We start from the raw sequence: 20039 nt of genomic DNA on the forward strand, positions 1-20039 counted from the left end.
ATGGCCCGCCCCGCTCTCCGCGTCGACGCCGTCCTGGTCCAGGCCGTCATCGCCGGGGCGCTGTCCTTCGCCCATCTCCACGACCTCGCCGCCGCTGCCGGACAGGACGGCTGGAAAGCCTGGGCCTACCCGATCAGCGTGGACCTGCTCCTGGTCGCTGCCTGGCGGCGGCTGCGCTCCAACGGGCCGTCCCGGCTGGCCTGGTGCTGGTTCGTGATCGCCCTAGTGGCCTCGCTCGGCGCCAACGTCGCCACCGCCGGACTCCTCGACCTGACCAACGTCCCGGCCTGGCTGCGCATCCTCGTCGCCGCCTGGCCCGCACTGGCCTTCATGGGCGGCACCCTCCTCGCCCACTCCACAACTGAGCAGGTGCCGGAACCTACGGCATCCGCCACCCCGGCCACCGAGCCGGACCCAGAGCCGATCACCGAGTCCGAGCCGGTCTCGGCGGTCGACAACACCCCTGCCCTTCCGGCTGCCGAGCCCGCCGGTGCAGAGCCTGCCCCGGTCGCCGCTGCTCCGGCTGTGCCGGTCCCGGCCGCGCTGGTCGACCACGCCCGCAAGGTCGCCGACGACCACCACGCCCGTACCGGTACGCCGATCGACACCGACACCCTGCGCGCCCGCCTCGGCGTTCCGCCCCAGCTGGCCAACGCCATCGCCGCCCAACTCGCCTGACATCGACGGGAGACACGCCATGACCAGTGACCCGGCCGACCTGACCGCCGCCGACCACCTCGACGCCGCCCGCGAGATGACCGCCGCGAACCGGCCCTTCCTCGCGCACCTGCTCGCCGGGGAAGCCGCCCGCCGCACCGCCGACCCGGCTACCGCCGCCGGTATCCGCGCCGCCTTCCCCGACCCGACCCTGACCCGAGAGGAGACCGACTGACATGCCCGCTCGTGACCACTTCCACTCCGTGATGCGCATCGGCCCGGTGCAGATCGGCACCCACCGCGACCGCAACGGCCGCCAGAAGTACGCCGCTGTGTGCACCGCCGACCGGTGCGGCTGGTCCTCCGACTACTCCAGCCAGTCCGCCGCCCAGCTCGCCGCCCGCACCCACCGCTGCCGCGTCCGCTAGGAGGCCCTCCGCCATGGAAGTACCGCTCTGGCTCGCTCTGCTCGCCGTCGGCTACCTCGGCGTCAAGCTCATCCGCCCGCCCGCCTGGCTCATCGCCGTCCTGCTGCTCGGCGGCTTCCTCCTTGCCGACAGCGTCCTGGCCCCCGCCATCGACACCTTCGTCAAGTAACCGCCCTGGAAGGGGGTTCACCGATGTTCCGTCCAAAGATCCCGACCATGCCCACGCCGACCGGCCACGTCACACCGCCCGCCGTGGTCGAGCCGACCACCATCGTCCCGGCCGCACAGACCCCGGCGCCCACCTCGGTGGCCCCGGCCCTCGCGCCGTCCCGGCCCACGGTCCAGCTCACCCCCGGCACCGCGCTCGCCCTCGTCGGCGGCGGCACCGCTGTGGTCCTGGTCGTCGGCGCCGTCCTGGTCTCCATGCTCCTGGCGGTCGCCGTCACCGGCGTCTCGGTCGCCGTCTGCGCCGTCGTCCTGCGCTCGCTTCTCGCCTCGGAGACAAAGCGACGCTGACCGGCCCCCGGAGCGGCGTCAACCGCCAAGTCTCGTCCGCTCCGGGCGCCGTCCCTGTCCGATCTCGCAACCGGAAGGAACCCTCAGCATGACGCACCCCACCGCCACGCCGACGCCCCGAATCTGCCCCAACTGCGACGGCTTCGCCACCGCCGCCATCACCACCGGCGGCCGCGACCGGCACGGCCACCTGCCCACGCTCACCATCGACTGCCGGGCCTGCAACGGCCAGGGCACCGTCCCCGCCCGCCGCGTCCCGGAGGGTGCGCGTGCCTGACCTGCTAGACCCGACCACCCTCGGCGACCTGCTGAGGGTGGCCTCGGCCCCTGACTACCACCGCTGGCACGAGCAGATCCGCCGCACCGGCGGCTGCGCCGACCCCATCCACCTCACCGGCTGGACCCTCCACAAGGACAAGACCACCGGCGATACCCTGCACCACTACACCACCGCCAACGAGCCGGGCGGACGCCTCCGCGTCGCCTGCGGCAACCGACGCGCTTCGCGCTGCCCCTCCTGCGCCTGGACCTACGCGGGCGACACCTACCACCTCATCCGCGCAGGCCTCGCGGGCGACGACCGACGCGACATCCCCTCCACCGTCCGCGACCACCCCCGCGTCTTCGCTACCCTCACCGCCCCCTCCTTCGGCCGCGTCCACAACCGGCCCGACCATGGCGTCTGCCGCTGCGGTATCCGCCACGGCGCCGAGGACCCCGCACTGGGTACGGCCCTGGACCCGGCGACGTATGACTACGCGGGCGCGGTGCTGTTCAACAACCACGCCGGGCAGCTCTGGCAGCGCTTCACCAACCGCCTCCGCCGCGAGATAGCCGCTCGCGCCGGCATCACCCAGCGGGAGCTGAAGGAGTGCGCCCGCCTCTCCTACGGCAAGGTCGCCGAGTTCCAGAAACGCGGAGCCGTGCACTTCCATGCCGTGATCCGCATCGACGGACCTGAGGGTCCGGACACAGCTCCGCCATCCTGGGCCACGGTCGACCTCTTGGCCGACGCCGTCTGTGCAGCTGCCGCGCACTCCTACACCTCGGTCTCCGTCCCGGCCGCCGAGGACCAGCCCGCCCGTACCTTCCGCTGGGGCACCCAGCTCGACGTCCGCCCCGTGAAGGCCTTCGGCGACGGCTCCGACATCACCGAACAGGCCGTCGCCTCCTACGTGGCCAAGTACGCCACCAAGGCCGCCGAGAACACCGGCACCCTGGACCGCCGCATCGGCGAACTCGCCGAACTCGACCGCCACGGCGTCCCGGACCACACCCGCCGACTCATCGAGGCCTGCAAGCAGCTCGACCCGCTGTACCCCGACCGGCGCCTGTGGGCCTGGGCGCACATGCTCGGCTTCCGCGGCCACTTCTCCTCCAAGTCCCGCCGCTACTCCACCACCCTCGGCGCCCTCCGCCGGGTCCGCGCCGGCTACCGCGCGGCCCAGGAACACGCCGCCCTCGGCCTGGACGACCGGGAGCCGGACACCGTCCTGGTCCTGGCCGACTGGCAGTACGCCGGACACGGCCACACGCCCGGCGAGTCCGCCCTCGCCGCGACCATCGCCCGCGACCTACAGCTCAACCGCGAAACCGCCCGCGAAGCCCTACGCGACCAACTCGCCCAGGAAGGAGCCGCAGCATGACCACCGCCACTCCCGAACTGCTGACCGTGCCCGAAGTCATGGCGCGTCTCAGGCTCGGCCGTTCCACCGTCTACGACCTGATCCGTTCCCGCCGTCTGGTCTCCATCACGGTCGGCCGTTCCCGCCGCATTCCGGCTGATGCCCTGCGCGACTTCATAACCCGTGAGATCGAGGAGGCTGCCTGATGGCCAAGCGCAACCCCAACGGTGAGGGCACCATCTACCGCCGCAAGGACGGCCGGTACGAGGGAGCTGGCTACGTCCTGATGCCGGACGGCACCTACAAGCGCCGACGGGTCTACGGCCATACCTGGGAGGAGGCTCGGAAGAAGCTCACCGAGCTGCTCTCCAAGAGCGACCAGGGCATTCCTGCGGCCGACACGACCGAGAGTCTCGGTACCTATCTCCCGTACTGGCTTGAGCACGTCGTGAGCCACAAGGTGCGGCCTTCGACGGTCTACAGCTACAGCAAGTGCGTGAACGCGTACATCCTGCCCCGACTTGGAAAGAAGAAGCTCGCCCGGCTCTCAGCCAAAGACGTGCGCCTCTTCCTCGACTGGGCTCGGCAGGCCTGCCAGTGCTGTGCTCAAGGACGTGATGCCGCTCGCCCGGCCGGTGCACGCCGCTGCTGTGCCGCCACTCCTAAGCGGTGCTGCGAGCGTCGGCTGTCGCCGCGCATGGTCCAGTACCTGCACGCGGTGCTGCGGAACGCCCTCCAGCACGCGGTCCGTGAGGAGCTGGTGCAGCGCAACGTCGCCAAGCTCGTGCAGGTCCAGACTCCTCGATACCGGGTCGGCCGCGGTCTGTCCGTCGCCGAGGGGAAGAAGCTCCTGGAGGACGTGCATGGCGATCGGCTGAGTGCGGCGTACGTGCTCGCGCTGTACCTGGGGCTCCGGCGTGGCGAACTGCTTGGGCTCCACTGGGCGGACGTTGACCTGGACGGGGGATCCCTGGAGATCCGTACGGCCCTGCAGCGGGTCAACGGAGAGCTGACGCTCACCGCGCCCAAGACACGTCGCTCGGAGCGACCCGTGCCGCTCCCGGCCGTGTGCGTCGACGCACTCCGCCGGCACCGTGAGCGCCAGGCGGAAGAGCGCGCAGCCGCGGGGGAGCAGTGGCAGGAAACCGGCCTGGTCTTCACCACCCGGCGGGGGACCCCTATCGAGCCCCGGAACCTGAACCGGCACTTCTACCCGATCCGCGAGCGGCTCGGCCTGGACGTCCGCTTCCATGACCTCCGCCACACCTGCGTGACCCTGCTGCTGGGTCTGGGAATCCCGCCGCACATCGTCCGCGACATCGTCGGGCACAGCGCCCTGGACGTGACCATGAACATCTACGCGCACGCCGACATGACGGAGAAGCGGGCCGCTCTGGACAAGCTGGGAGACCTGCTGTCCGACGAATGACGGGGCCGTTGCCGTCAGCGTTGCCGTCAGAGACACGAAACGCCCTGGAGGGGAGATCCCCTCTGGGGCGTTCTTGCTGGTAGGAGGTGGCGCCCCCGGCAGGACTCGAACCTGCGGCCAAGCGCTTAGAAGGCGCCTGCTCTATCCACTGAGCTACGGGGGCCGGTGTGGTGGCCTCAGTCGTGGTGCCCTGGTGTGGGCCGATCCGTGACGTTGCCGGGGACAAGGATAGGGCTCCCGCGTCCTTGTCCCTGTTGCTTCGCCTCCGTGGCTCGATGTGGAGGTTCGGTGAAGCGGTCCTGATAATCGCAGGCAGGTACGAATCGTGCATCGCTTTTGGCGTCTCTGGCATCGGGTGTTGTGCACTCGTTATGCCTGGAGTGGGCCCGTGTCCCAGTCGTCCCTTCCATCCCTTGTGTTCCGTCGGCGCGCAGACATGCTCATATGCTTCAGAATTCCCCTAAAATTGGGCATTCTTCACATGTGGTGACCTTGGACGTACGGCCTCAGCTGCTCGACGCACTCTCCGCCCTGCGCGACCGTGTCGCCGCCGCACGCTTCCCGCTGCCTCTGGCGGGGGCCCCTCGCGCGCGTGCCAACCGCGACGAACTGCTCGCCCAGCTCGACGACTACTTGGTGCCCCGGCTACGGGATCCCGAAGCGCCGCTTCTGGCCGTCGTGGGTGGCTCCACGGGCGCCGGGAAGTCCACCCTGGTGAACTCCCTCGTGGGACGGCGGGTGAGCGAGGCCGGCGTGCTGCGGCCGACGACACGGACCCCGGTGCTGGTCTGCCATCCGGAGGACCATCACTGGTTCAGCGGGATGAGGGTGCTGCCCGACCTCACGCGCGTGTGGGTGCCCCAGCAGGACTCCGCGGACGATCTGCTGCTCCCCGGCGAGAACCCCGCGCGCATGCTGCGCGTCGAGACCGCCGAGACGCTGCCGCCCGGCCTCGCCCTGCTCGACGCGCCCGACATCGACTCCCTGGTCGCCGACAACCGCGTCCTGGCCGCCGAGCTCATCTGCGCCGCCGACATCTGGGTCATGGTCACCACGGCCGCCCGCTACGCCGACGCCGTCCCCTGGCACATGCTGCGCACCGCCAAGGAGTACGACGTCACCCTGGTCACCGTCCTCGACCGCGTGCCCCACCAGGTGGTCAACGAGGTGTCCCGGCAGTACGGAGCCCTGCTCACCAAAGCCGGCCTCGGCGAGGTGCCGCGGTTCACCGTGCCCGAACTCCCCGAGTCGGCCTGGGGCGGCGGCCTCCTGCCGACCAGCGCCGTCGCCCAGCTGCGCACCTGGCTCGTCCACCAGGCCCAGGACCCCGCGGCCCGGCAGCAGGTCCTGGCCCGCACCGCGTACGGCGTCCTCGACTCCCTCAAGTCCCGCATGCCGGCGCTGGCCGGTGCCGCCGCCGCGCAGTACGCCGCCGCTCTGCGGCTCACCTCGGCCGTCGAGGGGGCGTACGGCAGCGAGCACGCGCGTGTGAGGGGCCGGTTGAAGTCCGGAGCCGTACTCGCCGGGGACGCGCTCAAGCGGTGGCGTGCCTTCCCGCTGGACTGCACCGCCGGTGAACTCCTCGACGCCCTGGTGGAGAGCCTCAGCACCCTGCTGCTGTGTGCTGTCACCGCCGCCGACGAACGCGTCGACGACGCCTGGCGGCGCGAACCAGCGGCGGCCGCTCCGGAGCTCGCCGTGCGCGAACCCGCCGCGGACAGCGCCGAGCACCGCATCGGGCTCGCCGTACGGCGCTGGCGGCGGGAACTGGAGGAGTTCGCCGAGGACGAGATCCGCGAACTCGACCGGAACCTGGCGCCCGACCCCGAGCTGGTCACCGCCCTGGTCGCCACCTCCCTGCTGGGCGGCCGCCGGGGCCGCACGGCCGGGGAGGGCCTCGCCGAGCGGATCGGCGCCCACGGCGCGCTGCGGCTGCGCGACCGGGCCGGACGGCTGCTCACCGAGCACGTCGACCGAGTCCTGCACGCCGAACGCGAGCGCCGGCTCGCCCCGCTCGACGCCCTCGACGTCCACCCCGAGCCCCAGGCCGAACTCATCGCCGCGTTGTCCGTACTGCAGAAGGAGAGGTGACCGGTGACCGCCATCACTGACCAGGACCACACCGAGCACGCCGACCAGCCGGACGACGCGAACAAGGCGAAATCCGGCGGGAGCCCCTCCGGCAAGGGCTCGCAGAGCGAGCACGCGGACGGCGCGCACGCGCGCGTGGACGACACCCGTACGGATGCCGGCGGCTCCTGGGACGACGGGCTCATCGCACGCCGGGTCGACGAGACCACCGACGGCACCCGCTACTCCGTGCTGGACAGCCGCTCCGCCACGCCGCCCGCCGTGACCCCGCTGGTCTACGACGAGCCGCTGCGCTCCCGGCTCGAGGCGCTGCGCGAACTCGTGGGGCTCTCCCGAACCCGCCTCGACAGTCGCACCCTGTCGGAGGCGGGCCGCGTGCTCGACGAGGCCGCCGCGCGGCGCCGGCTCTCCGGGCAGCACACCGTCGTCGCCATCGCGGGCGCCACGGGCAGCGGCAAGTCGCAACTGTTCAACGCGCTCGCCGGGGTGGCCATCTCGGAGACGGGTGTACGCCGTCCCACCACCGCGGCGCCCATCGCGTGCAGTTGGAGCGACGGGGCCGCGAGCCTCATCGAACGGCTCGGCATCCCGCCCCGGCTGCGCCGGCGTCCGCTGCCGACCGGGGACGGGGAGTCGCCGCTGCGCGGCCTCGTCCTGATCGACCTGCCCGACCACGATTCCGCGGCCGTACAGCACCGCGAGCACGTGGACCGCATCCTGGCGCTCGTCGACGCGGTCATCTGGGTCGTCGACCCGGAGAAGTACGCCGACGCCGTCCTCCACGAGCGGTACCTGCGGCCGATGGCGGCCCACGCCGAGGTCATGTTCGTCGTCCTCAACCAGATCGACCGGCTGCCCGGCGAGGCCGCCGAGCAGGTCCTCGACGACCTGCGGCGCCTCCTCGACGAGGACGGCATCGCCCTCGGAGAGTACGGCGAACCGGGCACGACCGTGCTCGCGCTGTCCGCGCTCACCGGGGACGGCGTCGGCGAACTGCGCGAGGCCCTCGGCCAGTTCGTTTCCGAGCGCGGGGCGCCGAACCGCCGTATCTCGGCCGACGTGGACGTCGCCGCGGCACGGCTGTGGCCCGTCTACGCCACCCAGCGGCGGACCGGACTGAGCGAACAGGCCCGGGAGGAGTTCGCGGACCGGCTCGCCGACGCGGTGGGCGCCACGGCGGCCGGCGAGGCCGCAGAACGCGCCTGGCTGCGCAACGCCAACCGCGCCTGCGGCACGCCCTGGCTGCGGCTGTGGCGCTGGTACCGGGACCGCGGCGAGGCCGTCACGGGACGGCTTCCCTCCCGCACGCAGGCCGACGAGGAGGCCACCGCCCGGCAGCGGGTCGAGCAGGCGGTGCGGACGGTGGCCGACCGGGCCTGCGCCGGGCTGCCCGCGCCCTGGGCGCAGGCGGTGCGCGAAGCGGCAGCCCGTGGCTCGCAGGGGCTGCCCGAGGCGCTGGACGAGCTGTCCGTCGGCGCGGGGGTGCCGACGGGGAGGCCGCCGCGGCCGGGGTGGTGGCCGGTGGCCGTACTGGCCCAGGCATCCATGACGATCCTGCAGTTCCTGGGCGGCCTGTGGCTGCTGGGCCAGATCATCGGGGTCATGGCGCCGAACCTGGGGGTGCCGGTGCTGCTGATGGTCATCGGCATCGTCGGCGGTCCGCTCATCGAGTGGAGCTGCCGGATGGCTGCGCGCGGCCCGGCCAGGCGCTACGGCCTGGAGGCGGAACGCCGGTTGCGGGAGGCGGCGGCCGGGTGCGGCAGGGCGCGGGTGCTGGATCCGGTCGCTGCGGAGTTGCTGCGCTATCAGGAGGTTCGGGAGCAGTACGGGAGGGTGGTGGGGGCGGGGCGGTGACGCCTGGTGGTACGCGGGGCGGTGACGGTGCCTGGGGTGGGGCGGTGATCTCGTCATCCGTCCGGGTGGGGGCGTTGTCCACAGGCACGCGGTGGTCCACAGCGCTCAGCGGGCCCGGCCCGGCGGCGGCAGTCTGGCAGACGCAGCCGTACGGGACGGGCCCGTACGCATGGCGGCCCGGTGCTGTGAGCCGGGCGAAGGAGGGGCTCGCGATGAACGAGACGATGGTCTGCGCGGTCGGCAGGGTGGCGACGCAGCCGGTGTACCGGGAGATGGCGTCCGGCGCGTCGGCGAGGTTCCGGCTGGCGGTGACCGCGCGCTACTGGGACCGTGAGAAGAACACGTGGACGGACGGGCACACCAACTTCTTCACGGTGTGGGCCAACCGCCAGCTGGCCACGAACACGGCGGCGTCACTGACCGTGGGCGAGCCGGTGATCGTGCAGGGCAGGCTGAAGGTGCGCACCGATGTGCGCGAGGGGCAGAACTGGACGTCGGCGGACATCGACGCGGTGGCGATCGGCCATGATCTGGCTTGGGGGACCTCGGCGTTCAGGCGCGGAGGCAAGGCGGAGACGGCAGCGCCGCCGACACCACCGGAGCCCAACTGGGAGACCCAGACGGACGGTCCCGTGTCAAGCACGGACGTTCCCGCCCAACACCGCTCGGTGGCACCGGTCTTGACGTAACGTCAGCCGATGCCTCCCCGCCTGCCCGGCCTGCGGCTTATCGACGCATACACACCGTACGACCAGGGGTGGATTTGTCGATAAGCCCTGCCCGCAAGGGCCTTGGCGATAACGATTCCGATTCGGATCACTCGTCCGACTGTCTGACTGGCGGCCGGAGTTCGCCACGTCCCTAGGATGCCGGACATGGCTTTCGGGGCTCTTGGGGCCTGAGAGGCTTCTGATTCTGCTGGTGGGACCGTCCCCCCACGTCAACCGGTCCTGCTCGAAGGGGAATTCTGTGTTTGCTTCGTTCTCTGAGCTGTTCGTACGCAGGCGAGGGACGGTCCGCCTGGTCGCCGCGACACTGGTGTCCGGGATGGTCACCGCGGGCGGGCTGGCGGGTGCCGGCCGGGCGGCCGCCGACGAGACGACGCAGGGCCAGGGCGGAGCGACCGCGACGATAAGCGGCCTCAAGACGTTCGGCGCGGCGGTGATACACGCCGGCACCGGCGACCAGGAGATCTCGGCGGGCCTGTTCGAGATGTCCGTCGAGGGCGGCGGCATGCTGCAGACGTACTGCGTGGACCTGCACAACCCCACGCAGCGGGACGCCAAGTACCACGAGACACCTTGGAGCGGCACGTCCCTCGGTGCCGACAAGGATGCCGGCAGGATCCGCTGGATCCTGCAGAACTCCTACCCGCAGGTGAACGACCTCGCGGCACTGGCCCGTAAGGCAGGTGTGCGCGGCGCACTGACCGAGCAGGACGCGGCGGCCGGCACCCAGGTGGCGATCTGGCGCTACTCGGACGACGCCTCCGTCGACGCGCTCGACCCGCAGGCCGAGCAGCTCGCGGACTACCTGCAGAAGAGCGCCCGGAACCTGCCCGAGCCCCCCGCCTCGCTCACCCTCGACCCGCCGGCGGTCTCCGGGCGGCCGGGCGAGCGGCTCGGGCCGGTGACGGTGCGCACCAACGCCGGCGGCGCGACGGTGACCCCGCCGGCGGACGCCGCCACGAGCGGGGTGCGGATCGTCGACGGGCAGGGCAAGCCCGTCACCTCCACGTCCGACGGCGGGCAGGTGTTCTTCGAGGTGCCCGAGGGCGCGGCGGCCGGCTCGGCCGACCTGACCGTGCAGGCCTCGACCACCGTCCCCGTCGGCCGTGCCTTCGCCTCCGAGAGCCGCAGCCAGACGCAGATCCTGGCCGGGTCCAGCGAATCGACGGTATCGGCGACGGCCGGGGCGACCTGGGCGAAGGAGGGCCCGGTCCCGGCGCTGTCGGCGGCGAAGAACTGCGCCGAGGGCGGCGTCGACGTCCTCGCGTCCAACAAGGGCGACGAGCCGTTCACCTTCGAACTGGTCGGCCTCGAGCACACCATCGCCCCGGGCGAGTCCCGCACGATCACGGTCCCGCTCCAGGAGGACCAGGCCTACGACTTCACGATCAACGGCCCCGGCGGCTTCGAGAAGCGCTTCACCGGAATGCTGGACTGCCGGCTCCGGGGCAGCGCGGCAGGCACGACCACCCAGACCCTCAGTGAACCGTCCCCGGCGACGGTGGCAGGCGCGGCCTCCGACACCAACCTCGCCGAAACGGGCAGCTCGGCCGTCACGCCTGTGATCGTGGGCGTCGCCATCGGACTGGTGGTCATCGGCGGAGCGACACTGATCGTGCTGCGGCGCCGGGAGACGACGGTGGGTGACTGACAGGGCCGCATGCCTCTGAGGCGCTGGGGCACTGGGGCGCTACGGATCGGGGCAGTGAGGATTCGAGTGGCCGACTCGGCGCCCGTGACCGCGTTCCGCCGGTCGTCGACACCGCGCGCAGCGGGTCAGGTTCCGGCGGCCAGGCACCCTTGAGCAGCACAACCCGCTGGTGACCAGCAGGGCGGCGACAGCGTGGGACGCGGTGGCGGGATGATGGGCGTCATGCGCATCCGCATCGACGCCGTCAACCTGCCCGGCCTCACCCGGCCCGCCTCCGCCGACGGCAGAGTTCCCGCGTACTGCAACCTCCACGTCGCCGTGCAACGCCGCGACCGTCCCGGCGAGCTCCTCGAACCACAGCCCGGCGACGCGCCGTCCGCGACATGGACGCTGGAGTGCACCGCGAGCGACTCACCGGCCGGCATCGAGGTCAAAGGCCCCTACGTGCAGAACCGTCTGGGGCGCCGGTTCATCTACCTGTCGTGGTGCACGGTGGACGAGTCGGGCATCTTCACGATGTTCCGCCGGACCAAGCTCATGCTCGACGTCATCCCCGTCGGCGTACTCGCCGCAGCGGCGCGCGACGGGCTGCTGGTCGGGCGCCTCGGCCTGACCGACGAGCAAGGCGGGCCCCTGTGCGCACGCGTCGAGCCCCCACGCATCACCTGGACCGCGGAACGCGCCGGCTAGAGACGTCGCACGCCGTTCCTCGCCGACGCGGTTCGAAGGTGACGCGCCGCCGTTCGGTGGATGTGACCTACATCGCGCATGAGGGCCTTCGACGCCTGTGCCGTCATCCCGGCCGTCGAGGGCGATGACGGCGGTGCACGGCTCATCGACGGAGGTCATGGCGCTGTGGCCGGAACCAGTCGGCGGGAACACTGCGTCCGCGCGGATCAATATCTGTTGCCGCGAAGTGAGAATTAGGTGCGGCGCGCGGCGAGTATTCCTCGATCGTCGATGAGACCGGAAATTGCTGACCCCGCAGGTCCGATCACCCCGTGCTAATGTCGATCTCAGTTGCAGGTGTGGTTGCCAGAAGGTTCATTTTCCGACGGTTAATCAACACGGCGACGCGGAGTCCGCACAGGGCGGATTCCGAACATCGTCTCCGAAGGAGAAATGACATGGCTACTGGCACCGTGAAGTGGTTCAACGCGGAAAAGGGCTTCGGCTTCATCGAGCAGGACGGCGGCGGCGCCGACGTCTTCGCCCACTACTCGAACATCGCCACCCAGGGCTTCCGCGAGCTGCTGGAGGGTCAGAAGGTGTCGTTCGACATCGCGCAGGGCCAGAAGGGCCCGACGGCCGAGAACATCGTTCCCGCCTGACCCAGGCAGCAACGCATACTTCGCAGCTGGGGCCCGCACCTTGGGGTGCGGGCCCCAGCTCGCTGCATTTCAGGGCGCATGACGGGAAGACCTCAGCGCGACACCGAACGGTGACGCATTCCCCGTCGATCCGACGACTCGGCGCCCATCAATCTCCGGCTCGTTCTCGCGATTCTCTGCGCCGTTCACTTTGCTGCGGAATTTCCTTGCTACGCGCCTACGTGCCACATCGAGGAAGGTTCCGCTTGAACCACGCACGCACCACCCGCGCGACCCGCACCTACGACCGCTCCCGGGGCTCCGCCGCCCAGCGCTCGGGAGCTCCGCGGCGTTCCGCCGGCTATGGACGCCGACAGGCGCCGCCCCAGGGCGAGTTCGCGCTGCCGGTGACGGTCACGCCCGCCCTGCCCGCCGTCGAGTCGTTCGCCGATCTCGCCCTGCCGGCACCGTTGCTGACCGCGCTCGGCCGCGAGGGCTTGACCGCACCGTTCCCCATCCAGGGGGCGACCCTGCCGAACTCCCTCGCCGGGCGTGACGTGCTCGGCCGCGGCCGTACCGGGTCGGGCAAGACCCTCGCCTTCGGCCTGGCGGTGCTGGCCCGAACGGCGGGCCGACGCGCGGAGCCCCGCAGGCCGCTCGCGCTGGTCCTCGTCCCCACCCGCGAACTGGCCCAGCAGGTGACCGACGCGCTCACCCCCTACGCCCGCTCCGTGCGGCTGCGGCTGGCGACCGTGGTCGGCGGCATGTCGATCGGCAGGCAGACGGGTGCGCTGCGGGCCGGGGCGGAGATCGTCGTGGCGACGCCGGGACGGCTCAAGGACCTCATCGACCGCGGCGACTGCCGGCTGGACGACGTCGGCATCACCGTCCTCGACGAGGCCGACCAGATGGCCGACATGGGCTTCATGCCCCAGGTCACCGCTCTACTCGACCAGGTGCGTCCCGAAGGGCAGCGGATGCTCTTCTCGGCGACCCTGGACCGCAACGTCGACCTGCTGGTCCGCCGTTACCTGGCCGACCCGGTGGTCCACTCGGTCGACCCCTCGGCGGGCGCCGTCACCACGATGGAGCATCACGTGCTCCACGTGCACGAAGCGGACAAGCACCGGACGACCACCGAGATCGCGGCACGCGACGGCCGGGTGATCATGTTCCTGGACACCAAGCACGCCGTGGACCGGCTCACCGAGCACCTGCTGAACAGCGGCGTCCGCGCGGCGGCTCTGCACGGTGGCAAGTCCCAGCCGCAGCGCACGCGGACCCTCGCCCAGTTCAAGACCGGACACGTGACGGTACTGGTGGCGACCAACGTCGCGGCCCGCGGCATCCACGTCGACAACCTCGACCTGGTCGTCAACGTGGACCCGCCGGGCGACCACAAGGACTACCTGCACCGCGGCGGCCGTACCGCCCGCGCCGGCGAGTCCGGCAGCGTCGTCACCCTCGTGACACCCGGCCAGCGCCGCAGCATGACCCGGCTGATGGCATCGGCCGCCATCACCCCCCGGATCACCGTGGTGCGTTCGGGTGAGGAGGAACTGAGCCGCATCACGGGCGCCCAGGTCCCTTCCGGCGTCCCTGTCGTCATCACCGCGCCGGCCGTGCCCCGTCCCCGCCGCGCCGCGTCTTCCGGTGCTCCCTCGTCCCGGGGCCGCCAGGACCGTGCCGCCCAGGGGCGCACCGCCGGACGGGCGGGGCGGCGCAGGCCGCAGCGGTCCGCCTTCGACCCGACGGCCTGAGGGGTCCTTGCACTGTGAGCGTCCGATCAGGTCGCGTGGTCCGGTGCCGCGCCTCGCAAGGCGCCGGAGTGTCCTGGTAGCGGAGCTACCTGGGCGCTTCGGCGCCTTGCGAGGCGCGGTGCCAGGCCGCGCGACCCGGGCGGGCATGGTGCAAGCGCCCCTAAGGGCATCGACCAGCAGCTCACCCATCTCCGAGGAGGCACCTTTGACACCGGTTCGGACGGAACGACCGCAAGCGGATCCCTGCCCTGCGACCGTGGTCGACGACATGGACGCGTCCGGCCCCCGGGTGCGGGACGACATGACCGTCGAGGTCGCCCTGTCCGTCATGGACGGTGCCCGTGTCGAGTACCTCCTCCTGTGCGACGGGGACGACCAGTGCACGGGCTCGATCACCCGGACCGAACTCGCCGTGCACCGCGGCAGTTCCACGTACACGGACCGGATGCGTCTGCGGGACGTCCTCGACGGACCGTTCACCTCGCCCGCCCCACGGCCCGTCGCCGCCGGGGAGTACCGCCGGGCCCCGGGCGTCCTCGCCCTCTCCCGCTGATCCGGCTCGCCCGATCAGTCCGTTCTCCTTCTCCCTGTGGGGGCATCATGCGCTGTGTCATCGCCCGGTACCCGTTCGACCTGACCAAGACCGGAGTGCTGGCCCTGATGAAGGGCGTCAAGCCCGAGCTCGTGACGGGTGAGTCCGTGACCATCGGCCGCCGTCGCTACCCCGCCAAGCAGGTGGGCCAGGTCATCACCCGGCAGGACCGCCGTGACTTCACCAGCGGCGAAGTCGTCCGGGCCATGACCCGCCTCGGCTTCACCTGCCACGACCACCTCAGGGCCGCGCCCGCGCGCGACCTCACTCCGGTCCAGACCGCGTCGGCACTGCTCGGCGCTCCAGCCCTGGACATCTGAGGGAGGGCGGGAAACCGCCACCATGATCCCGGTGAGGGCCCTGCCGACGCGCGTCGGCAGGGCCCTCACCGCTGTCTTGTCGCCCCCTTCTCCGCCCGCCGGGGGCTTCCCGGGGCCAGCACCCACCCGCCGCCGTCCCGCGCGCGACCCCGGTGGCCTGCCGCAGACCACCACAGGCATCCGTGCCCCCAGGGATCTGAAAATCTACTCTTGCCAGAGTAGACATTCGGATCCGGTGCGGTTACTCTCTTTCTCGTAGACAAGGGTCAAGTGAGCCCGGCAGACACGAACTGCCGGGGTGGAGAGCAGTACCGCAGTACCAGTTCACGAAGTGGTTGGTTCAGAGGAAGGACGGAGGAGCAGACGCCATCAGGATCGCCCGGCCCGCGAAGTACCGGCCGGGTACCGCAAGACCCCGGATTGGAAGGTGGTCCCCGGTCACGCAGCCGCGATCCCCGCACCCCCCTTCAGCAGGGCTGGTAGCGGAAGCAGAAGGTCGGCGCAGCATTAGGGCCGACAGATGGTGTTGAATTTCCTTCGGGGCCCTGGTGCCGTACGGCACCAGGGCCCCTCGACGCGTTGTACATCGAGGTGACATGACAGCAGCAGATACCCCCCTCAGTGATCGTCTGGACGACGACGACTACCCCGCCTACACGATGGGGCGGGCCGCCGAGATGCTCGGCACCACCCCGGCCTTCCTCCGAGCCATCGGTGAGGCCCGTCTGATCACTCCGTTGCGCTCGGAGGGCGGACACCGCCGGTACTCCCGCTACCAGTTGCGGGTCGCGGCGCGCGCCCGCGAGCTCGTCGACCGGGGCACCCCGATCGAGGCTGCCTGCCGCATCGTCATCCTCGAGGACCAGCTCGAGGAGGCTCAGCGCATCAACGCCGAGTACCGCCGCCGTGCCGGGCACGCGGCGCCCGACAGTTCCGTCTCCGATTCCCGCTGAGCACGTGGCGCGGGCCACGCCCGCAGGCCCTCCCGGGCCGTACGAGCCTGCCCGAGGCCGCCCGGCGACGGCTGGCACTGACAGCCGATCTCAGCCACCCGGCCGCGAAACCTTAGGTCAGAGCCCCCTCTGTCAGGCGCATTTTCCGCGAACGCGTCAAAGTGATCGCGGGTTTGTGGAGCACAGCAAACGGCAAGAGACCCGGCGTGTTCGCCGGGAAGGGCCGCAGCACGGCATGGGGTCCCCTTGACGGGATCGAACTGCCCGAGACTTCCGTCGCAGGTCGGCCTCGCAGCGAGCCTCAGAACACGGCGCCTTGTTCCCCCTGGTCGCGGAGTTTCCGCCGAGAGAGAAGACACATCTGTGCGCCGCACTCCTGAGAGAGGGTCGTAACCGTCGATGCGTTGCTGCAACGGAGGTACCCCCCCGTGGGCCTGGCCCTGACTCGGATGTTGCGATCTTCGCCGTACTGGCCGGTGATGAGTCACAGGACGCTGCGGCGGGTGCTTCCCGGATTCGGGATCTCTTCGCTGGGTGACGGCATGGCTGTGGTGGCAGTGAGCTGGCTGGCGATCGAGCTGGCGCCGGCGGCGAACCGGGGCGTCTGGGTGGCGCTGGCGGCGGCCGCCTACACACTTTCCGGCGCGGCGGGCGCGCTGCTGCTCGGGCGGCTCCTGCGCCACCGCAGGCCCACCCAGCTGGCCGGCTGGGACGCGGCGCTGCGGGCGGGCATGCTGGGTGCCATCCCTGTGCTGCACGCCTTCGGTGTTCTCGGTATCCAGGGGTACGTCGCCCTGCTGGCGCTCTCTTCCGTGCTGCACTCCTGGGGACAGGCGGGCATCTACACGATGATCGCCAGAGTGCTGCCGGAGCACCAGCACCTGGCGGGGAACGCCGTACTCTCCGGCGTGGGGTCCGTCGCCACCGTGCTGGGGCCGCCGCTGGCCTCGCTTCTCATCGTCTTCGGTGGCCCGGCGACGGTGCTGGCCGTGGATGCGGCGACCTTCCTGGTGCTGGCGGTCACGTTCCTGTTCGCCGTGCCCGAGGGCGGCGTTCCGGAACCCGACGAGGACCCGGCCTCGCGGGCGGCCGGCTTCGCCGTGATCCGGCGCATCCCCGCGCTGTCCGGGCTTCTCGCTCTGAGTTGCGCCTTCTTCTTCCTCTTCGGCCCCGTGTACGTGGCGCTTCCGCTGCACGTCTCGGACGACCTCGGCACCTCGGCCGGTGTCCTGGCGGCGTTCTACACGGCCTTCGGCATCGGTGCGGTGCTGGGGTCGGTGCTCACCGGCTTCCTCAACCGCTTGCGGCTGTGGCCCACGACGGTCGGCATCGTCATCATCTTCGGTGGGCTCATGCTTCCGCTGGGCCTCGGTGCCCCGACGGCCGTGTCGGTCGTCTGTTTCGGGGCCGCCGGACTGCTCTGGCCTCCGTACTCGTCGCTGTCGACCACTCTCTTCCAGCGCTCCGCGCCCAGCGCGCTGCTGCCACAGGCCCTGGTGGCGAGCTCCGCGGTCCGGGTGCTGTCGGTGCCCCTGGGCACCGCGCTCGGAGGACCGCTGGTGGCCGGCCTCGGCGCGGTCGGCGCGTTGCGCCTGTCAGGCGCGGGCATCGCGGTGGTGGGCATGGCTGCCGCGGCCGCCCTGGCGCTGCGTGGGGCCAGGGCGCGTCGGAAGCCGGGTGGGGGCGGTACCGCGACGGACGTGGGGGAGGAGACGGTGGCGCGCCTTTAGCCGCGCGGGCCGCCGGCTCCACCCGGGTGTTGTGCCGTCCGCTGAGATCACTCGGCGCGCCACTCACGCTTTCCAGTACCTGTGCACAGCTACGGCTGTCGCGTTGACGCCCGGTCCTGCGGAGCGAATGCCCGGAGTTCAGGACGCCGTGGGGCCGGACGGCGGGCGCGGGCCTCCGAAGCCGTGTTCCGAGAGGTCGAACCAGTTGCCCTCCGGATCCATGGCCCGGTACTCGGCGAAGGGGCGGTTGGTGAAGCGTTCGGCCGGCTTGGGAGTGCCGGCCGCCAACAGGGCCTCGGTGGTGGCGGCCGTGTCCTCGATGTGGAATCCGAAGTGGTTGAAGCCGACCGGCGTATCGCCGTCGAGCTGATGCTTGATCAGCGCGAGGGAGAGGTAGCCGTCGGAGAGGAAGCGACTGCCGTCCGGATCGCGGTGGAAGAGTTCCATCGCGAAGACCGAGGAGTAGAACTCGGCCAGTTTCTCCGGGTCGCGAGCCACGATGGCCAGGTGGCGGAGCCTGGGCCGGGCGGCAGTGGGTTCGGCCGCGGTGGAGTCCTTCGAATCGGGGGCCTGCTGCGCCGGGCGGGGCGCGGGGATCATGTTGTGGAACGCGCTGATCAACCAGTGGCCCTCCGCTGTCCGTTCCACGACGGCCAACGCGTGTGTGGTGGTCAGCGGCTGTCCGTCCGGGGCGGTGACGGTCGACTCCGCCTCCACCGTGGCCAGGTCGGTCCGGAGGAATCGGACCGCCACGACGCGTACGTCGAGGACGGTCCCGGCGTACGGCCCGTGGAAGAGGGCGTCGTGCCCGGCCGCGATGCCGGTCCGGCCGAGTGGCTTGTCGCCTCGTACGGTCGTGAAGTCGCAGTCCTCCGCGAAGCTCGCGGCGAAGAGCTCGGCGTCACCTGCCGCCCAGCCGCGGGCCATCTCGGCCCACAGGGCGCGGATCGCCCGCGTGCCGTCATGCGTGTCGTCCCCGGTGCCGTCCTGGGCGGGGGCGTTCGTTCCTTCGGGCTGCTGCATTGTTCTCACGCCTTCATCAGGGAACTCGTACGGATGCGCAGGTCGACCTCGGGGCACTCGGCACCCTCGGCGGCATGCTGGGGAGGCGGGGCCCAGGCGCCCAGGGCGTGGTAGAACTCGCCGTCCCGGCGCTCCAGGTAACAGATGATGTTGAGGGGCCACCCGGTCCGGGCGAAGAGATGACGGTCCATGGGAGTCGGGCGCTCGCTGAGCATCTGGCCACGTTCCGACGGCGGGCCCAGGCGGTGCCAGTCGGGGTGCATGTGGATGGAGCCGAGCAGGTCCATCCCCAGGGCCTGCGCCTCGCGGGACGCCCGGAGGAGGTCGCGGGAGTCCATCCACCAGCCGCGGTGCTCGTTTTCGTAGGCCGGCCCGAACTTCGGCACGATCGCCTCGCGGAACTCCTGTCGGGCCGCCGGGTCACTGGTGCGGGCGTTACGGCCGAAGGCGATGCGCCGCACGTGGTAGGTCGTCGCCTCCACGCTGCCGAGCAACAGCGCGAAACAGGGCAACGGGGCCTCGGGGGTGATGAGCTGGTACTCAGCGGCAGCCACGGCGAGGAAGTCCGCGAGTGCCTCGTCGTCCATCAGGACGGTGGGAGGAGGGGGGATGGTGCGACCGGCTGCGGAACAGCCGGCCGAGCCGCATCGGTCGCCCGGCGAACCGGACCCGGATGCGTTCGTCACAGCGGACATGGGGTGGTCTCCGTCGAAATGGGGGGTGGGGAGGCCGTTGGAGCGGAGTGTCCGGAGACGCTACTTGAGAGTTCACAATCGCAGGTGGACTGCCGTGAACTGTGGGGATTTCCCTACGGCTTGATAGGAACTTGCGGCCGGACGGTTCGCCACGTCGAGGGTGATGAGCGTCAAGTGCGCGACGACGTGGGGGTGCCGTGTTCCGCCTCGGTGGGACGCCGCCCCCATGGGATAAGCGAAAGCAGCGGGCGATTGACCTGGGCCTTGCTCGCGTCGCCCCGGCGGTGCCGGTCAGCCGGCGTCGACAGCCTGTCCGGCGTGGGTGAGGAAGGCGCTGTGTGTCTGATCGGCCATGCCGACACCGGCAGGGCCGTGGGCTGTACAAGGACGACCGGATCGATATCGGATCGCGTGAGGTGGTCGCCCGCCGGCACGCTGCCCGATGGATCACGCAGAAGTACTGCTCATCGGAGGACGAGCTGTGTCGGCAAGACGAAGGTGGGGAGCCGACGACCGCACGAGCGCCGCCGTTGCACCGGGTGTGCTGGGGGGCGCGCCGGTTCCGGCACGTCCTTCGCCGGGTCCCGGCAGCGGGTCCGGGTCGTTCGGCGTCGGCGCGCGAGCCACCCCGGCACTCGTCACGCACATCCGGCGGACGGACCACAGCGATCAGGGGC

The 20039-nt window shown here is 71.2% G+C and carries 22 protein-coding genes and 1 tRNA gene; 20 read left to right on the forward strand and 3 right to left on the reverse strand.

Features of this window, described 5'->3' with window-relative positions; all coding sequences use genetic code 11:
* The 9 genes from ACWD1U_RS04155 to ACWD1U_RS04195 all read left to right on the forward strand — a co-directional run bounded on the left by ACWD1U_RS04155 (window position 1) and on the right by ACWD1U_RS04195 (window position 4655).
* Window positions 1-678, forward strand: a complete 678-nt coding sequence (locus ACWD1U_RS04155; protein WP_451105001.1) for a DUF2637 domain-containing protein — start codon at window positions 1-3, stop codon at window positions 676-678.
* Between the two features lie 19 nt (window positions 679-697).
* Window positions 698-892: a hypothetical protein gene (locus ACWD1U_RS04160; protein WP_451104226.1), complete on the forward strand. Its 195-nt coding sequence runs from the start codon at window positions 698-700 to the stop codon at window positions 890-892.
* Between the two features lies 1 nt (window position 893).
* Complete coding sequence (locus ACWD1U_RS04165) at window positions 894-1085, forward strand: mobile element transfer protein (protein ID WP_451104228.1); 192 nt, start codon at window positions 894-896, stop codon at window positions 1083-1085.
* A gap of 13 nt (window positions 1086-1098) precedes the next feature.
* Window positions 1099-1254 carry a hypothetical protein gene (locus ACWD1U_RS04170; RefSeq protein ID WP_114257343.1) on the forward strand — a complete coding sequence of 52 codons (156 nt, stop codon included), beginning with the start codon at window positions 1099-1101 and terminating at the stop codon, window positions 1252-1254.
* Window positions 1255-1277: 23 nt separating this feature from the next.
* On the forward strand, window positions 1278-1601 hold the full coding sequence (locus tag ACWD1U_RS04175; RefSeq protein WP_451104231.1) for a SpdD-like protein: 324 nt from the start codon (window positions 1278-1280) through the stop codon (window positions 1599-1601).
* Between the two features lie 88 nt (window positions 1602-1689).
* A complete protein-coding gene (locus ACWD1U_RS04180) occupies window positions 1690-1878 on the forward strand; it encodes a hypothetical protein (RefSeq protein ID WP_451104233.1) in 189 nt (62 codons plus the stop codon).
* Complete coding sequence (repSA, locus tag ACWD1U_RS04185; RefSeq protein ID WP_451104235.1) at window positions 1871-3247, forward strand: replication initiator protein RepSA; 1377 nt, start codon at window positions 1871-1873, stop codon at window positions 3245-3247. Before ACWD1U_RS04180 ends, repSA begins: the two co-directional genes overlap by 8 nt.
* Window positions 3244-3432 carry a helix-turn-helix domain-containing protein gene (locus tag ACWD1U_RS04190; RefSeq protein WP_274816391.1) on the forward strand — a complete coding sequence of 63 codons (189 nt, stop codon included), beginning with the start codon at window positions 3244-3246 and terminating at the stop codon, window positions 3430-3432. Before repSA ends, ACWD1U_RS04190 begins: the two co-directional genes overlap by 4 nt.
* Window positions 3432-4655, forward strand: coding sequence for a tyrosine-type recombinase/integrase (locus tag ACWD1U_RS04195; protein ID WP_451104237.1), 1224 nt, complete (start codon window positions 3432-3434; stop codon window positions 4653-4655). The genes ACWD1U_RS04190 and ACWD1U_RS04195 overlap by 1 nt, the downstream gene beginning before the upstream one ends.
* Before the next feature lie 87 nt (window positions 4656-4742).
* Here the strand turns inward: ACWD1U_RS04195 and ACWD1U_RS04200 are convergent.
* Window positions 4743-4818: transfer RNA gene (locus tag ACWD1U_RS04200), tRNA-Arg, on the reverse strand.
* A 320-nt stretch (window positions 4819-5138) separates the two neighbouring features.
* Here ACWD1U_RS04200 and ACWD1U_RS04205 point away from each other — a divergent pair.
* The 11 genes from ACWD1U_RS04205 (at window position 5139) to ACWD1U_RS04255 (ending at window position 17644) form a co-directional block, all read left to right on the forward strand.
* A complete protein-coding gene (locus ACWD1U_RS04205; protein WP_451104238.1) occupies window positions 5139-6746 on the forward strand; it encodes a dynamin family protein in 1608 nt (535 codons plus the stop codon).
* A 3-nt stretch (window positions 6747-6749) separates the two neighbouring features.
* Window positions 6750-8600 carry a GTP-binding protein gene (locus tag ACWD1U_RS04210; protein WP_451104240.1) on the forward strand — a complete coding sequence of 617 codons (1851 nt, stop codon included), beginning with the start codon at window positions 6750-6752 and terminating at the stop codon, window positions 8598-8600.
* Between the two features lie 212 nt (window positions 8601-8812).
* On the forward strand, window positions 8813-9289 hold the full coding sequence (locus ACWD1U_RS04215) for a single-stranded DNA-binding protein (RefSeq protein WP_451104242.1): 477 nt from the start codon (window positions 8813-8815) through the stop codon (window positions 9287-9289).
* A gap of 280 nt (window positions 9290-9569) precedes the next feature.
* Entirely contained in the window at window positions 9570-10979 is a 1410-nt protein-coding gene (locus tag ACWD1U_RS04220; RefSeq protein WP_451104244.1) for a Cys-Gln thioester bond-forming surface protein, read from the forward strand.
* A 222-nt stretch (window positions 10980-11201) separates the two neighbouring features.
* Window positions 11202-11669 (forward strand): DUF5990 family protein, encoded by a 468-nt coding sequence (locus tag ACWD1U_RS04225; RefSeq protein ID WP_451104246.1) that lies wholly within the window; start codon window positions 11202-11204, stop codon window positions 11667-11669.
* A gap of 437 nt (window positions 11670-12106) precedes the next feature.
* The gene (locus ACWD1U_RS04230) at window positions 12107-12310 is read left to right on the forward strand and encodes a cold-shock protein (RefSeq protein ID WP_028799214.1); all 204 of its coding nucleotides are present in this window, start codon (window positions 12107-12109) and stop codon (window positions 12308-12310) included.
* A 245-nt stretch (window positions 12311-12555) separates the two neighbouring features.
* Complete coding sequence (locus ACWD1U_RS04235) at window positions 12556-14049, forward strand: DEAD/DEAH box helicase (RefSeq protein ID WP_451104248.1); 1494 nt, start codon at window positions 12556-12558, stop codon at window positions 14047-14049.
* Between the two features lie 268 nt (window positions 14050-14317).
* Window positions 14318-14602 carry a CBS domain-containing protein gene (locus tag ACWD1U_RS04240; protein WP_451105003.1) on the forward strand — a complete coding sequence of 95 codons (285 nt, stop codon included), beginning with the start codon at window positions 14318-14320 and terminating at the stop codon, window positions 14600-14602.
* 47 nt (window positions 14603-14649) lie between these two features.
* The gene (locus ACWD1U_RS04245; RefSeq protein ID WP_451104250.1) at window positions 14650-14961 is read left to right on the forward strand and encodes an SCO5918 family protein; all 312 of its coding nucleotides are present in this window, start codon (window positions 14650-14652) and stop codon (window positions 14959-14961) included.
* Window positions 14962-15557: 596 nt separating this feature from the next.
* On the forward strand, window positions 15558-15914 hold the full coding sequence (locus ACWD1U_RS04250; protein ID WP_451104252.1) for a helix-turn-helix domain-containing protein: 357 nt from the start codon (window positions 15558-15560) through the stop codon (window positions 15912-15914).
* A gap of 479 nt (window positions 15915-16393) precedes the next feature.
* Complete coding sequence (locus ACWD1U_RS04255; protein WP_451104254.1) at window positions 16394-17644, forward strand: MFS transporter; 1251 nt, start codon at window positions 16394-16396, stop codon at window positions 17642-17644.
* A 138-nt stretch (window positions 17645-17782) separates the two neighbouring features.
* Here ACWD1U_RS04255 and ACWD1U_RS04260 read toward each other — a convergent pair whose 3' ends face one another.
* Both ACWD1U_RS04260 and ACWD1U_RS04265 read right to left on the reverse strand, forming a co-directional pair.
* On the reverse strand, window positions 17783-18667 hold the full coding sequence (locus tag ACWD1U_RS04260) for an SgcJ/EcaC family oxidoreductase (RefSeq protein ID WP_451104256.1): 885 nt from the start codon (window positions 18665-18667) through the stop codon (window positions 17783-17785).
* A 5-nt stretch (window positions 18668-18672) separates the two neighbouring features.
* Window positions 18673-19254 (reverse strand): hypothetical protein, encoded by a 582-nt coding sequence (locus ACWD1U_RS04265; RefSeq protein ID WP_451104258.1) that lies wholly within the window; start codon window positions 19252-19254, stop codon window positions 18673-18675.
* Window positions 19255-20039: the final 785 nt, after the last annotated feature.

This window comes from Streptomyces sp. NPDC002788 (genome assembly GCF_053592115.1).

Excerpts from the sequence above, each read along its gene's own strand:
- ACWD1U_RS04155 (WP_451105001.1), top strand. The coding sequence starts at position 1 with ATGGCCCGCCCCGCTCTCCGCGTCGACGCCGTCCTGGTCCAGGCCGTC.
- ACWD1U_RS04160 (WP_451104226.1), top strand. The coding sequence starts at position 698 with ATGACCAGTGACCCGGCCGACCTGACCGCCGCCGACCACCTCGACGCC.
- ACWD1U_RS04165 (WP_451104228.1), top strand. The coding sequence starts at position 894 with ATGCCCGCTCGTGACCACTTCCACTCCGTGATGCGCATCGGCCCGGTG.
- ACWD1U_RS04170 (WP_114257343.1), top strand. The coding sequence starts at position 1,099 with ATGGAAGTACCGCTCTGGCTCGCTCTGCTCGCCGTCGGCTACCTCGGC.
- ACWD1U_RS04175 (WP_451104231.1), top strand. The coding sequence starts at position 1,278 with ATGTTCCGTCCAAAGATCCCGACCATGCCCACGCCGACCGGCCACGTC.
- ACWD1U_RS04180 (WP_451104233.1), top strand. The coding sequence starts at position 1,690 with ATGACGCACCCCACCGCCACGCCGACGCCCCGAATCTGCCCCAACTGC.
- ACWD1U_RS04190 (WP_274816391.1), top strand. The coding sequence starts at position 3,244 with ATGACCACCGCCACTCCCGAACTGCTGACCGTGCCCGAAGTCATGGCG.
- ACWD1U_RS04195 (WP_451104237.1), top strand. The coding sequence starts at position 3,432 with ATGGCCAAGCGCAACCCCAACGGTGAGGGCACCATCTACCGCCGCAAG.
- ACWD1U_RS04215 (WP_451104242.1), top strand. The coding sequence starts at position 8,813 with ATGAACGAGACGATGGTCTGCGCGGTCGGCAGGGTGGCGACGCAGCCG.
- ACWD1U_RS04225 (WP_451104246.1), top strand. The coding sequence starts at position 11,202 with ATGCGCATCCGCATCGACGCCGTCAACCTGCCCGGCCTCACCCGGCCC.
- ACWD1U_RS04230 (WP_028799214.1), top strand. The coding sequence starts at position 12,107 with ATGGCTACTGGCACCGTGAAGTGGTTCAACGCGGAAAAGGGCTTCGGC.
- ACWD1U_RS04240 (WP_451105003.1), top strand. The coding sequence starts at position 14,318 with ATGGACGCGTCCGGCCCCCGGGTGCGGGACGACATGACCGTCGAGGTC.
- ACWD1U_RS04245 (WP_451104250.1), top strand. The coding sequence starts at position 14,650 with ATGCGCTGTGTCATCGCCCGGTACCCGTTCGACCTGACCAAGACCGGA.
- ACWD1U_RS04250 (WP_451104252.1), top strand. The coding sequence starts at position 15,558 with ATGACAGCAGCAGATACCCCCCTCAGTGATCGTCTGGACGACGACGAC.
- ACWD1U_RS04255 (WP_451104254.1), top strand. The coding sequence starts at position 16,394 with ATGAGTCACAGGACGCTGCGGCGGGTGCTTCCCGGATTCGGGATCTCT.
- ACWD1U_RS04260 (WP_451104256.1), bottom strand. The coding sequence starts at position 18,667 with ATGCAGCAGCCCGAAGGAACGAACGCCCCCGCCCAGGACGGCACCGGG.
- ACWD1U_RS04265 (WP_451104258.1), bottom strand. The coding sequence starts at position 19,254 with ATGGACGACGAGGCACTCGCGGACTTCCTCGCCGTGGCTGCCGCTGAG.